Origin of the sequence: Actinomyces dentalis DSM 19115, from assembly GCF_000429225.1 — a bacterium.
GTDB classification, from domain to species: Bacteria; Actinomycetota; Actinomycetes; order Actinomycetales; family Actinomycetaceae; genus Actinomyces; species Actinomyces dentalis.
In genome coordinates this window covers 1-14,066 of record NZ_AUBL01000035.1, presented here as the reverse complement: position 1 = coordinate 14,066, position 14,066 = coordinate 1, and the positions used below count along the sequence as shown (strand labels likewise).

Here is a 14,066-nt window from a genome sequence, read left to right as displayed (position 1 = left end):
CGCCGGTACAGGCCGCTGTCGGTCCGCCGCCATAGGCCGCTACGCCCCATCGCCTCCGACCGCTGTCGCCCCACCGCCATAGGCCCGCCGGCTCAGGCGATATTCGACCACTCGGCGCTGCCGTCGTCGAAGAACTGGCGCTTCCACACCGGCAGGCGCCGCTTGATCTCCTCGACGATGTCGCGCACCGCCTCGAAGGCGGGACCGCGGTGGTCGGCGCTCACGGCCACGGCCAGGGCGGTCTGCCCGACGCCGAGCTCGCCGTAGCGGTGGACGACGGCCAGCGCCCGCAGCCCCGGGCGCGCGGCGACCTCGGCGGCGATCCGCGCCACGACCTCGCCCGCACTGGGATGGGCGGAGTAGGAGATGCCCTCCACCCCGCGTCCGGCGTCGTGATCGCGCACCCGCCCGTCGAAGGTGAGGAACGACAAGATCATGTACGTCCTCCTTCTCCTGCCCATCTGCCTGGGCGCCTGGGCGACGATCTCCACCCAGCTCATGGGGGGCCTGCACGGCGGCTACGACTACCGCGAGACGATCAGCCCCTGGTTCCGCTCGATCTTCATGCTCCGCCCGCGCGCCGAGCTCATGGCGGACGTGCCCCTGGCCTTCAAGCTGCACATCGTGGCGGGCCTGCTGCTGTTCGCCATCTGGCCCTTCACGCGCCTGGTGCACGCCGTCTCCGCGCCCGTGGGGTATGTGACGCGCCCCTACATCGTCTACCGCTCCCGCGGCGGGGCGACCTCCACCGTCGCGCCGCGCCGCGGCTGGGACCCGGTGCGCACGCAGGGCACCGGCAACCAGGGGGCCGACGACCTCACGCCCTCCCAGGGGGCGTGAGGGCCCCGGCCCTCCCGGGAAGACGCGGCCCTCACCCGCCCCGGGGGGAGTTGTTTTGGTGATGTCACCTGGGATCGCATTGTGCGAGGCGGGCTCGCACGGATCCCGACCTCCGGGCCACTGCTTCCGATGAGATAAGGATCGCTGCGCCCCTTCTCGTCGGATCACCGGAGATGCTCCGGGGCGGGGCCGGCGCCACGGGTGCCCGGGACGCGGTCGCCGGTCCTCTGCTCGTCGAGATGTGCATTTCGCTCTCGAGTGGTGCATTTTGCACTCGAGAACGACGGTTGGAACTGCACTTTCGAGTGCGAAGTGCACGTTTCGGCGCCCGGGGCGGGGCGGGCCCGGCCAGCCGGTCGGAGCGCTCGTCGTGGTCGCCGTCCGAGCCCGCGGCGGCGCGGGTTGTCCAAATCTGTTGCAAAGGCCCGGATCGCGCCGAAACACCGAAAGAGAATCGTTGATATTCCGCGCTTCTTCTCGCGGCCGATCCCGGCCCGGAGCCCCTTTGCAACAGATTTGGACAAGCCCCCGCCCCGGACCGCCCCAGGAGTCCCATGCGCACCACCCCGGACCCGCCCGTCCGCGCCATCATGACGATCCCGACCCGCGAGCCCGTCATCTTCGATGAGAGGGGCCCGTTTCATATGATCTGAGCGTCTGCACGAGGGGGATGACCATGATCCGGCCGGAGATCGAGGAACTCGAGCGCCTGGGACCCCTGCCCGCGGATGACGACGACTATCCCGGGATCGACCGGAAGCTGTTCGACGTCGAGCATCTCCTCGCCGCCGTCGATCCTCCCGTCACCGTGGAGGAGGCGCGGGTGCTGGCCGCGCTGTTCCCGCGAGACGGGGGCACCTGCTACGGCCTGGCGTGGTCGTTGCTGCACCTCATCGAGACCCTGGGCGCCGGCGGCCTCGGGTCGGTCGTGCCCGGAGTCGATTCCGCGCAATGGCGCGAGATGTTCGAGCAGCGCCTGGAGAACGCCGAGGACCCGCGCCGGCCGGGATGACGACCCGCGCCGGCGGCGGGATGACGACCGTCCCTGATCCCGGCCCCGGGCGCCGCGTCCCGGGGTATCGGGCTCCTGGTACGCTCGGCGCCATCGGAGGAGTACCGCCGTGCGAGCCGAAGGGGCCCGGACGCGCCCGGAACGATGAAGTCGACGCCCGGGGGCGTCGTCGACTTCTCGGCCGAGGAGGAACGAACAATGCGTGAGGGACCGGACCCGGAGCCGGCCCGGGGAACCGACGACGACGTTGCGCGCCTGGTCGAGTCGCTGCGCGAGGCGCAGCGGCGTGCGGCCGGTATCAGCCGGAGGGCCCTGCGGGACTTCGTCCGCACCCGCCTTCGCGAGGGCCGTGGTGTCGCCGAGGCGATGCTTGTCACCGGGACGCTGCGGGGCGCCGACATCGTCGAACTCGTGCCCGAACTCGTGCCGCTGGTCAGCAGCGAGGAGTACGGCGAGAGGGCCGGCGAGCTTTTGGCGAGGATCCCCTTCGACGAGGCCGTCGAACTGGTGGTGCCCGAGGTTCTGGGAATGATCCTGCGCGTCGACTACTGGGACCTGTGGAACCTGGCGCGCCTTCTGCACCGTCTCGGCCACCACGACGCCCTGCGGCACGTCGTCGAGGTGATCGACTCGTGCTGCGACCCGGATACGCGGATGGTCGGCGAGTGGATCACCGATGAGCTGCTGAGCGCGGCCGCCGTGACGGATGTGACGGAGTTCGTCCGGAGAGCGTCCGCGGGCAGGCGATCATGGTCCCCCGCCATCGCCTCAGGAATTGCGCAGACGGCGTCCACGACTCGGAACTTCACAATATCCTGGGAGCCCGATGTCGGGGAGTCATGGATGCGCCTGCAGCGGGGAGAGGATCTGCTCGGCTGCTTCGGCGTCGATATTCCACTGCTGTTCTGCACGAATGAGCTCGCCGAGGGGGACTGGCCGGATCCGGTCGTGGTCGCGAGCGTCCCTTCGCTCACCAGACCGGTAGTGGCATGCGACAGGGAGGTTCTGGAGCACTCGTTCGGAGCAATATTCGACCCATGGGATTTCTATCCATTGGGCTTCAGCGTCATAGATCTCTGCAACAGGATGGCATGAGACTCACACGGCCGGCAGATCACGGCTCGCCGCCGAGCGGCCCGAGGCCGGCGGAACCGGGCGCGATGACGCCCCAGAACCCGATTTTTCCCGGACTCGCCGGTTACGATGGCCGCGGCGCCGTCCGGCCCCGTGCGCACCGGCACGACGGGAGGACGGAGCCCGGGGGGCCCGGCACCGGGGCGGGAGCCCGCGGACCCGGCCTCGCAATCGCACTGAACCGAAAGGACCCCCATGCGCCTCTCGCGCCGCCTGGCCATCACTGCACTCTCACTCGTCTCCGCCGTCTCGCTCGTCGCGTGCGGGGGCACCGCCTCCGACTCGGCGAGCTCCGCGGCCCCGGCGGCCGGCGCCCAGGGCGCCTCCGCCGGCGCGGACATCACCGGCGAGGTCACCGTCTTCGCGGCCGCCTCCCTCAAGGACGCCTTCAAGACACTGGCCGAGTCCTTCCAGAACGCCCACCCGGGCGTCCGCATCGCCTTCGACTTCCAGGGATCCCAGGAGCTCGTCGCCTCCCTGGACGGGGGCGCGTCCGCCGACATCCTGGCCACCGCCAACAACTCGACCATGACCGACGCCGCGAGCAAGGGCCTGGTCGGCGAGCAGACCGAGTTCGCCACCAATGTCCTGACCCTCATCGTGCCGGCCGGCAACCCGGCGGGCGTCACCGGCATCAACGACGGCTCCCTGGACAAGGCCGACCTGGTCATCTGCGCCCCCGAGGTCCCCTGCGGCGAGGCCACCCAGAAGCTCGCCGCCGAACTCGGCGTGACCCTCAACCCCGTCTCCGAGGAGCAGAAGGTCACCGACGTGCGCGGCAAGGTCGAGTCCGGCGAGGCCCAGGCGGGCATCGTCTACACCACCGACGCCGCCCAGGCCGGCGACAAGGTCGAGACCATCGCCCTTCCGGCCAACTCCGTGATCAACCACTACCCGATCGCGCTGACCAAGTCGGCCGCCAACTCTCAGGCCGCCCAGGCATTCATCGACTACATCCTGTCCCCCGAGGGTCAGAAGGTCCTCCAGGACACCTACGGCTTCGGCGCGCCGGGCGCCGCCTCGGGGACGACGGCGACCCCGGCGGCCACTCCGGCCGCGACTGGGACGCCGGCGGAGACCGGGACTCCGGCCCCGGCGCAGACGGCCGCTGAGACGGGCACCGAGCCGGCCACCCAGAACAACTGACCGATCCGGCTCCCGTGGGCCGGCGTCCGCGGACGCCGGCCCACGTCTCGCGACAGGCCCTCCACAATGACCCGCCAAGACCCCCCGCCCGCCGGACCGTCCGCCCCGCAGCCCGCCGGGAGTCCCGCCGCCCCGCCGAGCGCCCGCCGCCCCGCCCGACGCCGCTCGCGCGCGGCCCGCAACCCACTGCCCCCGCCCGTGCTCCTCCTCGCCGTCCTGGGCGCCTGCGCCATCGTCCTGCCCTTCGTCGGACTGGGCACGCGCGTGGCCTGGAACGAGCTGCCGACGCTGCTCGCCTCCACCTCCGCGCGCGCCGCCCTGGACCTGTCCCTGCGCACCTGCCTGATCGCCACGGCGATCTCGGTGGGCCTGGGTGTGCCCCTGGCCCTGCTGCTCGCCCGAGACTGGCCGGGCGTGCGGGTGGGCCGGGTCATGGCCGTCCTGCCCATGACCATGCCGCCCGTCGTCGCCGGCATCGCCCTGCTGTCGACCCTGGGCCGCCGGGGCGTGCTCGGCCCCTCCCTGGAGGCCGCGGGCATCAGGGTCTCCTTCTCCACCCTCGCCGTCGTCATCGCCCAGGTCTTCGTGTCCATGCCCTACCTCGTGGTGACCCTGGAGGCGGCGCTGCGCAGCCGCGACACCCGCCTGGAGACCATCGCCCGCACCCTGGGCGCCCGCGAGTGGCGCGTCCTGACCCGCATCACCCTGCCGCTCGTCGGCCCGGCGCTCGCGCGCGGGACGGCGCTGGCGCTGGGCCGCAGCCTGGGCGAGTTCGGGGCGACCATCGCCTTCGCCGGCTCCAAGGAGGGCGTCACCCGCACCATGCCCCTGGCGATCTACCTGGAGCGGGAGAGCGACACGGCCACCTCCCTGGCGCTGGCGGTCGTCCTCATCGCCCTGTCCTTCCTCATCGTGGGCGCCACGAGCATCCAGTGGGGCGACGCCCTCACGGCCCTGAGGGCCCGACGGCGCCCGGACGCGCCCGACGACGAGTCGATCGGGGCCGCCCCCTCGGCCGCCTCGGCCCCCGCAGCGCCCGACGCGACCGGCGGGACCGGGACGCCCGGCCCGCCGCGGCCCGACGAGCCCGCCCCCCTGCGCATCGCCTTCGCCTCCACCGCCCGCGACGTCGTCGTCGATCTGACCGTCGAGGCCGGCCGCACCCTGGCGCTCGTCGGCCCCAACGGCTCGGGCAAGTCCACCGCCTGCGCCGTGGCCGCCGGACTGCTCGACGCCGAAGCCGGCCGGGTGAGCCTGGGCGAGCGCGTCCTGGACGGCCCCGGCGCCTTCGTGCCGGCCGGGCGGCGCGACGTCGCCCTGCTGTCCCAGGCCCCGGGGATCTTCCCGCACATGAGCGTCCTGGACAATGTCGCCTTCGGGCCGCGCTGCCGGGGCGCCTCCCGCGCGCGGGCTCGCAGGCGCGCCCGCGCCGAGCTCGCGGCCGTGGGCGCCTCGCACCTGGCCCCGCGCCCCGGCGGCGAGCTGTCGGGGGGTCAGGCCGCCCGGGTGGCCCTGGCCCGCGCCCTGGCCGCGCGCCCGCGCGCCCTCGTCCTCGACGAGCCCATGGCCGCCCTGGACGTGACGGCCCGCGCCCAGATGCGCTCCGTCGTCGGGCGGCGCGCCGCCGAGGAGGGGCTGACCGTCCTGCTGGTCACGCACGACGTCCTGGACGTGGCCGCCCTGGCCGACGACGTCGCCGTGCTCCAGGACGGGCGCGTCGTCGAGTCCGGGCCCGCCGCCCGCGTGCTGGCCGCCCCCGTCTCCGACTTCGCCGCGCGCCTGACCGGCACCGCCGTGCTCCTGGGCGCACTGGAGGGCGACCGCGGGGCCCCGCGACTGCGACTGGCCTCCGGCGGGCTCATCACCGGTCGGCCCCAGGAGGCGGACGACGACGCGGCGCTCGCGGCCCCGTCCGCCGCGCCCGCCCCGCCGCCCGGTCCGGCCGAGGCCTCATCCGCCCCATCCGCCGCCCTGAGCGGCCCGGGGGCGGCCCTCGTGCCGCCCGACGCCGTCGCCCTCTACCCCGTGGACCGGGACTCGCCGTCGGGCAGCCCGCGCAACGCGCTCACCGGCCGCGTCACCGGCGTGGAGCGCGCCGGCGCCCTCGTCACGGTCGCCCTCGACGTCGGCGGGGGCCAGGTCCTCACCTCGGCGATCACGACGGCGGCCCTGGCGGAGCTGGGGGTGCGTGAGGGCCAGGAGCTGCGCTGCGTCATCAAGGCCGTCCAGGTGCGGATCCTGGCCCGTCCCGCCGCGAACCGGGAGGGCGGCCGTGAGTGAGCCGGCCGCCGGCGTGATCCCCGACGAGCGCCGTCGGCCACTGACCCCCGCCGAACAACGGCGCTACCACCGCAACATCCTCGTCCGGCAGGTCGGCGCGGCCGGTCAGGAGCGGATCCGGGCGGCCCGCGTCCTCGTCGTCGGCGCCGGGGGGCTCGGCTCGTCGGCCGCCCTCCACCTGGCGGCCGCCGGCGTGGGGCGGCTGGGGATCATCGACCCGGATTCGGTCGAGATCTCGAACCTCCAGCGGCAGATCCTCCACCGCACCGCCGACGTCGGGCGCGCCAAGACCGACTCGGCCCGCGAGACCCTCACCGCGCTCAACCCCGATGTCGAGGTCCTCGCCCTCCCGCTGCGCCTGACCGGCGCCAACGCCCCGCAGGTGCTGCGCGGCTGGGACGTGGTGGTCGACGGGACGGACAACTTCCCCGCCCGCTACCTCCTGGGGGACGCCTGCGCCCTGCTGGGCGTCCCGATGGTGCACGGTGCGGTCCTGCGCACGCACGGGCAGGTCGCCGTCTTCGACGCCGCCCGCGGCCCCTGCTACCGCTGCCTGCACCCCGACCCGCCGTCGCCCGGCCGGGTGCCCTCCGGCGCCGAGGCCGGCGTGCTCGGGGTCCTGCCGGGGATCATCGGCTCCATGCAGGCCGCCGAGGCCCTCAAGCTCGTGATCGGCGGGGCGCGCCCGCTCATCGGGCGGATCCTGGTCCTGGACGCCTGGGGCGGCGCCGTCACCGAGCTGCCGGTGCGCAAGAACCCCGCCTGCCCGACCTGCGGGGCGCGCCCGGTCCCGGCCGGGAACGACACGCCGCCCGGGTGGTCCTAGGAGTACCTGGGACGCCGGCCGGGCGAATCGTAGGGTGGGGGCGTCGGCGTCCGAGCACCACCGGGCGCCAGTAACGGAGGACTCCATGAGTACCACACCCGCCCTGCCCGCCACCATGCGCGCCGTCGTCATGCGCGCCCCCGGCGACGTCGTCGTCGAGGACGTCGAAGTGCCCCGCGTCGTGCACCCGACCGACGTCGTCCTCAAGATCGAGGCCGCCTGCGTCTGCGGCTCCGACCTGTGGCCCTACCGCGGCCTGCAGCCCGTGGAGAACCGGCGCATGGGCCACGAGTACGTGGGCACCGTCGTCGAGGCCGGCGACGACGTGAAGACCCTGAAGGTCGGCGACTTCGTCATCGGCTCCTTCATGGTCTCGGACAACACCTGCGAGATCTGCCGGGCGGGTTACCCCTCGCGCTGCGCCAACGCGGGCTCGTACACGGGCATGCAGGCCCAGTACGCCCGCGTCGAGCTGGCCGACGGCACGCTCGTCGTCGTCCCCGGCGGCAAGCCGGAGGACCCCGACCGCCTGGCCGACTACCTCGCCGCCTCCGACGTGCTGGGCACCGGCTGGTTCGCGGCCGTGGCCGCCGAGGCCGGCCCCGGCAAGACGATCGCCGTCGTCGGCGACGGCGCGGTGGGCCTGTGCGCCGTCCTGGCCGCCAAGGCGCTGGGGTCCGAGAGGGTCATCGCCTTCTCCCGCCATGAGGACCGCGCGGCGCTGGCCCGCGAGTTCGGGGCCGACGTCGTCATCGCCGAGCGCGGCGAGGCCGGTGCGGCCAAGGTCAAGGAGCTGACCAATGGGCTGGGTGCCCACGGGGTGTGCGAGGCCGTGGGCACCCAGCTGTCCATGGACCAGGCCATCGCCTCGTGCCGCCCCGGCGGCCACGTCGGCTTCGTCGGCGTCTCCCACGACCAGAAGATCGACGGGCAGACCCTGTTCTTCTCCGAGGTGCACCTGCTCGGCGGGCCGGCGCCCGTGCGCCGCTTCCTGCCGGACCTGATCCGGCGCATCCAGTCCGGTCAGATCCATCCCGGGCGCGTCTTCACCCGGCGCCTGCCGCTGGAGGAGGCCGCCGAGGCCTACAGGGCCATGGACGAGCGCCGCGAGATCAAGGTGCTGCTGGAGGTCTGAGGCCGCGCGGCCGGACGCCGGGGGCCACGGGGGACGGGCGGGCGGCGCCGCCGGGAAAGGAGTCGTTTTGAGGAGAACCAGGAGGACGACGGCGATCGTCGCCGCGGTCGCGGTATGCACGACGGCTCTGATGGCCGCCTGCCTGTTCCTCGTCCTGCCCCGCATGCACGGGGATACGAGCCACGTCGACAGACGTGTGGTGAACCTCGGCGACCGCAGCGAGCAGGACGTCGAGGCCGCGATGGACGCGGTCGAGGAGCGCTTCGCGAGCGGATTCCGGGACTGCGCGCTGACCGACCTGTGGTTCGACGCGGAGCGGAGGAATCCCGAGTACGAGGAGGAGTACGGCGCGGACAACGTCCTGGTGCTGGACTCGAAGTTCACCACGGGGCCGTGGGCGGACCCCTCGCTCAACCCCGACTCCGGCTACACCTGGGAGTGGGTCCTGGTGAGGACAGGCACCGGCTGGAGCATCAAGAACTACGGGTCGGGGTGACCCGGCGGTCCGGGGCCGGGGCGGCCGCCGCCGTCGGTCAGCGCCCGGGCGCGGCGGCCCGCTGAGGCGACCGCGGAATCCTGCGGATCAGGCGGCCGCGGCGGGCGCGGCCCGGCGCCGACGACGGCGGCGGACGGCGGAGACGGTGCCGGTCACCGTCAAGCCGATGCTCACCACGCACAGGCCGAAGCCGACCCGGTGGACGGGCACCGCCGAGTGATCGTAGTCCCAGTAGGCCTGGAAGTCCTCGACGCTGAGCGGGCACTGCTTGCCGTCGACCTCGATGGCGAAGCCCGAGGTCGGGTTCCCCTCCTCGACGCAGGTGTAGCTCGGCGGATCGCCCAGGTGGCGGACGAAGAAAAGGCCCACTCCGGCGGCGAACAGGATGATGGCGGCAAGGAACCAGTACAGGGGTTTCATGCCGTGGATCATACCCGCCCCTATCCCCGCCCCGTGGGCCGTTTCGCAGCCACGGATGGGGCCCGCGCCATGGCATGATCGCCGCGGCGCGGGCGTGCGGCCCGACTCCGCCGTCGGCGCCGACCGCCGGGGGCCGCCGCCGACCACCGCCGCTGACCATCAGCAGACGACGGGGCACTCCACCCGCGCCGGCAACCACCTCAGGGAAGGGCACGCCGTGCAGTACGTCGACTCCCGCGACCTTCGCAAGGAGCGGGGAGCCTTCTTCACGCCCGAACCGCTGGCCGCCTTCATCGCCGGCTGGGCGCTGCGCGACCCCGACGACTCGGTCCTTGAGCCCTCCTGCGGCGAGGCCGTCTTCCTGCGGGCCGCCGCCGCCCGGCTGCGCGAGCTCGGCGCCGCCCCGACCGCCGGTCAGCTCACCGGCGTGGACCTGCACGCCGCCTCCGTGGACAGGGCCCGCCGTCGTCTCGGCGAAGCGGGCCTGAGCGCCCGCCTGGCCGTGGCCGACTTCTTCGACTATCGCGCCGCCCGCCCGGTCCGGGCCGTCATCGGCAACCCGCCCTACATCCGCTACCAGGACTTCCGGGGCGCCGCCCGCGCCGGGGCGCGCCGGGCCGCGCTGGCCCAGGGGGTCGGGCTGACCGCCCTGGCCTCCTCGTGGGCGGCCTTCGTCGTGCACGCCGCCTCCTTCCTCGCCGTCGGCGGGCGGATGGGGCTCGTCCTGCCCGCGGAGCTGCTGAGCGTCAACTACGCCGCACCGGTGCGCGAGTTCCTGCTGCGCCGCTTCGAGCGGGTGCGGCTGATCCTGTTCGACGAGCGCGTCTTCCCCGACGTCCAGGAGGAGGTCGTCCTCCTGCTGGCCGACGGTCACGCGACCGGCCCCGGCGCCGACCACGTCGAGATCGCCCAGCTCCGCGGCCTCGACGAACTCAGTGGCCCCGGCGGGCTTATCGGCGCCGCCGGGCTCCGCGACCTCGATGAGTTCCGCGGCGCCGCCGGTCCGGCCGCCCCGGCGCGCTTCGACCGATGGAGGCCCGCCTCCCCCGGGGACAAGTGGACCGGCGCCCTGCGCGCCTGCCGCGCCTACGAGTCGGTGACGGGGGCCGACGACGGCGCCTTCGCCGTCCTCGGCTCCTGGGGGCGCCTGTCGCTGGGCGGGGTGACGGGCGCCAACGGATTCTTCGCCCTCCACCCGGCCCGCGCCCGCGAGCTCGGGCTGGGGCCCGGCGACCTGCTGCCGCTCAGCCCGCCGGGCTCGGCCCACCTGCGCTCCCTCGTGCTCGACGACGCCGCGGTGAGGCGCCTGGGCGGCCAGGGCCGCGCGACCCTGCTCTTCTCCCCGCCCGGCAGGCCCTCGGCGGCGGCGCGCGCCTACATCCGCGCGGGCGAGGCCGACGGCGTCGACCGGGCCTACAAGTGCCGGGTGCGCACCCCCTGGTGGCGGGTGCCGCTGCCCGCGAAGGCGGACGTCCTGGTGACCTACATGAACGACGAGTCCGTCTGCCTGTGCGCCAATCTCGCGTGCGTGCGCCACCTCAACTCCGTCCACGGCCTGCGACTGGCCGACGGCGCCCGCCGCCTGGGCGCCCCCGTCCTGGCCCTGGCCGCCGCGAACTCCGTCACCGCCCTGGGCGCCGAGCTCGTCGGCCGGTCCTACGGCGGGGGCCTGCTCAAGCTCGAGCCGCGCGAGGCGGCGCGCCTGCCCGTGCCCTCCGCCGACCTCGTCGCCCGCCGCGCCCGCGCCCTGAGAGACTTCCTCCCCGCGGCGCGCCGGCTCCTGACCGCCGGGCAGCGGGAGCGCGTCCGGAACGAGGTGGACCGGATCCTCGGCCTGGAGGCCCTCATCGGCGCCGACGGCGCCGAGCAGATCCGCGGCGCCCGGGAGCACCTGGTCTCCCGGCGTCGGGCGCGGGCCGGCCGGCCGAAGTCCGGAGGGGACTCGTAGCGCCATCGGCGCGGGTGCGCCGCTACCCTCGGGGCATGAGCACTCCGGCCACCCCCGCCTCCCCGACGACGGAGCGCCGCTGGCGCGAGGACCTGGACCTGGCGCACGCGATCGCCGACCAGGTCGATCCGGTCACCCGGGCGCACTTCGAGCGCCAGGACTTCGAGGTCCAGACCAAGCCGGACCTCACCCCCGTCACCGACGCCGACCGGCAGGCCGAGCGCATGATCCGCGAGAGCCTCTCGCGGGCGCGAGCGCGCGACTGCGTCCTGGGCGAGGAGTTCGGGCAGACCGGCCGCTCCCCCCGCCAGTGGGTCATCGACCCGATCGACGGCACGAAGAACTTCGTGCGGGGCGTGCCCGTGTGGGCCACGCTCATCGGCCTGGTCGAGGACGGCGAGGTCGTCGTCGGCCTCGTCTCCGCCCCAGCGCTGGAACGGCGCTGGTGGGCGGTCGCGGGCGGCGGCGCCTGGACGGGGCGCTCCCTGAGCGCATCGCGCCGCCTGCGCGTGTCCGGCGTGAGCGGCCTGGAGGACGCCTCGCTGTCCTACGCCTCGCTGTCGGGCTGGGCGCGGCGCAGGCGGCTGGGGGCGATGCTCTCGCTCATGCGGGACTGCTGGCGCACCCGCGCCTACGGGGACTTCTGGTCCTACATGCTCGTGGCCGAGGGCGCCGTCGACCTGGCCGCCGAGCCCGAGCTGGAGCTCTACGACATGGCGGCGCTCGTGCCGATCGTCACGCAGGCGGGCGGGCGCTTCACCTCCCTGGCCGGGGAGGCCGGCCCCTGGGGCGGGGACGCCGTGGCCACGAACGGGCTCCTGCACGACGTCGTCCTGGAGCGCCTGGCCGCCGAGACCGACTGAGGGCGGGCGGCGGGCAGTCCGAATCGCCCGGAACGCGCGCTCGGGCCATCTCCCGCGGACATCCTCTTGCCCGGGCGTGTCACGGGCGACTATAGTTGATCGTGTGAAACCAAAATCGTATGAATTATCCTGTCAGTTGTGGAAGGCCTGGGTATCATTCGATGTCAACCACCCAGTCCCCCCAGAAGAGCCCGCATTCTCCTCCAGGGCTCCTGTCGTTCTGCGTGCACGCCATCACATACTGCGCCATCCGGCCGACAATCAAGATCCTCGCTGGTTCAAGACCTCCTTCGACACCTGGACCCGAGAGGTGGAACTGGTGGAAGAAGGAGAGGCCGCGATTATGGCCGGTCAACTCGTCGACGCACGAGCGAGATTCGCCGAGTTGTTCGAGCGCGCCCAGCAGGAGGACGCCCATCCCGCGCGTCTAGTCGACGCACTGATCGGGCTCGGGGACGTATCTCGCACCGAAGAGAAACTGGACGTGGCCGAGAGCCACTACAGAGAGGCGGTTCGGGTTTCCGACCGATATAATATGCCTTTCGGTCGAATTCGGGCCATGGTCCCCCTGTTCCACCTTCAGCAAGGAAACGTTGCATCCCTAGACATTCTGAGTTCGACGAACGAGATCCTTGCAGAGGCCAAGCGCCTCGGAGACAAGACCTACGTCGCCAACATCGAGATGATTCGTGCCGAAGCGTTCACGAGAATACGTGAGTTCGAGCGCGCCATGGAGGCGGCGAACGCCGCGGAGGAGCAGTTCGACGGCAACATCGTCGGCCTCGCGGGCCTCTACATCCGGTTAGCGGATCAGTTCCGGATGCGAGAGGATGAGGAGCTTCTCCACAAGATCCTGGATCGACTCTTCGGAGTCTTACGGGAGGCGCCGCTGACTCGTGAAAGATCAGATGCACTTGATCTTAAAGCAGCCTGGCACATCATGCGCGGCGAATTAGAAGAGGCCGCCGGCGCCGCTACGGAAGCGGTCGAAATCGCTAAGAGCATGGACTACCAGTTCGGTGTCATCTACGCACGCACAACACTGTCGCAGATCCATAGAAAAAATGGTGATCTCGAAGAGGCCCTGCATCAGCGCAATCTCAACATCGACTTCTTCCAATCAACCAATATGCTGAAGACGCAGCTCTCATATTCGCTGATCGAGCGCGCCGAGATCCTCATCGATCTCAAAAGGGAGAAGGAGGCGACTTCAGACGTCGTAGAGTCCATCGGCGCCCTGGAGTCTCTTCGCTGCGAGCAATCCAGCCCACGATCTCAGTACGAGTATCGCAACCGTTTTGCGCAGATCTACCGACGATCACTCCAGGTCGCATGCGACATCAATAACCCGCACCTGTTCATCACCGCCTTCGAGGGAATCTGGGGACGTCGCCTCGCGGGCCTCACAGAGAGACCAGCACATATCAATGACTACGCTCTGCTCATGGCGCAGATGCTGGCGCAGTCGCAATTGGCGGAGGACGATGACAAGGAGAACGAGGATGGAGAAGGAGATACCAGCACAACTCTCATGCGCCGCATCCTGGGGCGCCTGACCGCGCAGGACTCCTCGTCCGAAAAACTCGACGAAGAGTCCGCGGCCGACCTGGCCTCCCTGTCGCATCCTTATAATGAGCCTTTCTCACCAGGGTTCGTGTCAGGAATCGCGCCAGAGGGTGATGATGACGAGGGCGGCGGCCATGATCGTGGTGATGGTGGCGGGGTCGAGGGAGACTCGTTGCAGGGCCCTGAAGTGCTTGAACATGGCATTGGCCCTCTCGGCCGGGGCCCGCATGGCGGACAGCAGGTTGTTGCGGGTCTCCTCGTCCGGTGTCGGGCAGGGGTTCTTCGTGGGGGTCAGCACGCCGATCCCCGCCCCCTGGTACCCCTTGTCGGCCAGCACCGGCATCCCCAACCAGGCCGACCGGTACAGGGCCGGCAGCACGTGCAGCCTGGCCGCGGTCAG

General features: G+C 72.3%; 11 protein-coding genes and 3 pseudogenes. 11 read left to right on the top strand and 3 right to left on the bottom strand.

Annotation, left to right across the window (positions count from 1 at the left end; genetic code table 11):
* Positions 1 to 92: 92 nt before the first annotated feature.
* A pseudogene (locus G446_RS17005) lies at positions 93 to 422 on the bottom strand (molybdenum cofactor biosynthesis protein MoaE); the annotation flags it as partial.
* Here G446_RS17005 and G446_RS17000 point away from each other — a divergent pair.
* The 8 genes and pseudogenes from G446_RS17000 to G446_RS0108860 form a co-directional block, all read left to right on the top strand.
* A pseudogene (locus tag G446_RS17000) lies at positions 406 to 840 on the top strand (respiratory nitrate reductase subunit gamma); the annotation flags it as partial. The pseudogenes G446_RS17005 and G446_RS17000 overlap by 17 nt on opposite strands.
* Positions 841 to 1,516: 676 nt before the next feature.
* On the top strand, positions 1,517 to 1,852 hold the full coding sequence (locus tag G446_RS16995) for a hypothetical protein (protein WP_084779123.1): 336 nt from the start codon (positions 1,517 to 1,519) through the stop codon (positions 1,850 to 1,852).
* 144 nt (positions 1,853 to 1,996) lie between these two features.
* Entirely contained in the window at positions 1,997 to 2,947 is a 951-nt protein-coding gene (locus G446_RS19975; protein ID WP_156916597.1) for a hypothetical protein, read from the top strand.
* Between the two features lie 234 nt (positions 2,948 to 3,181).
* On the top strand, positions 3,182 to 4,132 hold the full coding sequence (gene modA, locus G446_RS0108880; protein WP_026409886.1) for a molybdate ABC transporter substrate-binding protein: 951 nt from the start codon (positions 3,182 to 3,184) through the stop codon (positions 4,130 to 4,132).
* A gap of 66 nt (positions 4,133 to 4,198) precedes the next feature.
* Positions 4,199 to 6,412, top strand: coding sequence for an ATP-binding cassette domain-containing protein (locus tag G446_RS0108875; protein ID WP_084779116.1), 2,214 nt, complete (start codon positions 4,199 to 4,201; stop codon positions 6,410 to 6,412).
* Entirely contained in the window at positions 6,405 to 7,238 is an 834-nt protein-coding gene (locus G446_RS16990; protein WP_425393881.1) for a HesA/MoeB/ThiF family protein, read from the top strand. The genes G446_RS0108875 and G446_RS16990 overlap by 8 nt, the downstream gene beginning before the upstream one ends.
* Positions 7,239 to 7,323: 85 nt before the next feature.
* A complete protein-coding gene (locus tag G446_RS0108865) occupies positions 7,324 to 8,373 on the top strand; it encodes a zinc-binding dehydrogenase (RefSeq protein ID WP_026409884.1) in 1,050 nt (349 codons plus the stop codon).
* A 67-nt stretch (positions 8,374 to 8,440) separates the two neighbouring features.
* Positions 8,441 to 8,869, top strand: a complete 429-nt coding sequence (locus G446_RS0108860) for a hypothetical protein (RefSeq protein WP_156916596.1) — start codon at positions 8,441 to 8,443, stop codon at positions 8,867 to 8,869.
* An 87-nt stretch (positions 8,870 to 8,956) separates the two neighbouring features.
* Here the strand turns inward: G446_RS0108860 and G446_RS0108855 are convergent, their stop codons facing one another.
* Complete coding sequence (locus G446_RS0108855) at positions 8,957 to 9,289, bottom strand: hypothetical protein (RefSeq protein WP_026409882.1); 333 nt, start codon at positions 9,287 to 9,289, stop codon at positions 8,957 to 8,959.
* A 94-nt stretch (positions 9,290 to 9,383) separates the two neighbouring features.
* Between G446_RS0108855 and G446_RS0108850 the strand changes: the two genes are divergently transcribed.
* From G446_RS0108850 to G446_RS21010, 3 genes and pseudogenes are all read left to right on the top strand, one after another.
* Positions 9,384 to 11,237: an N-6 DNA methylase gene (locus G446_RS0108850; RefSeq protein WP_211228279.1), complete on the top strand. Its 1,854-nt coding sequence runs from the start codon at positions 9,384 to 9,386 to the stop codon at positions 11,235 to 11,237.
* Positions 11,238 to 11,272: 35 nt separating this feature from the next.
* The gene (hisN, locus tag G446_RS0108845; protein ID WP_026409880.1) at positions 11,273 to 12,100 is read left to right on the top strand and encodes a histidinol-phosphatase; all 828 of its coding nucleotides are present in this window, start codon (positions 11,273 to 11,275) and stop codon (positions 12,098 to 12,100) included.
* Between the two features lie 76 nt (positions 12,101 to 12,176).
* A pseudogene (locus tag G446_RS21010) lies at positions 12,177 to 13,100 on the top strand (hypothetical protein); the annotation flags it as partial.
* Positions 13,101 to 13,757: 657 nt separating this feature from the next.
* Here the strand turns inward: G446_RS21010 and G446_RS21005 are convergent.
* The coding region (locus tag G446_RS21005; protein ID WP_026409877.1) for a transposase family protein at positions 13,758 to 14,066 on the bottom strand (309 nt) is incomplete at its 5' end.

Bases quoted from the DNA above. Each gene is read 5' to 3' on its own strand.
- G446_RS16995 (WP_084779123.1), top strand. From the start codon at position 1,517: ATGATCCGGCCGGAGATCGAGGAACTCGAGCGCCTGGGACCCCTGCCC.
- G446_RS19975 (WP_156916597.1), top strand. From the start codon at position 1,997: ATGAAGTCGACGCCCGGGGGCGTCGTCGACTTCTCGGCCGAGGAGGAA.
- modA (WP_026409886.1), top strand. From the start codon at position 3,182: ATGCGCCTCTCGCGCCGCCTGGCCATCACTGCACTCTCACTCGTCTCC.
- G446_RS0108875 (WP_084779116.1), top strand. From the start codon at position 4,199: ATGACCCGCCAAGACCCCCCGCCCGCCGGACCGTCCGCCCCGCAGCCC.
- G446_RS0108865 (WP_026409884.1), top strand. From the start codon at position 7,324: ATGAGTACCACACCCGCCCTGCCCGCCACCATGCGCGCCGTCGTCATG.
- G446_RS0108855 (WP_026409882.1), bottom strand. From the start codon at position 9,289: ATGAAACCCCTGTACTGGTTCCTTGCCGCCATCATCCTGTTCGCCGCC.
- hisN (WP_026409880.1), top strand. From the start codon at position 11,273: ATGAGCACTCCGGCCACCCCCGCCTCCCCGACGACGGAGCGCCGCTGG.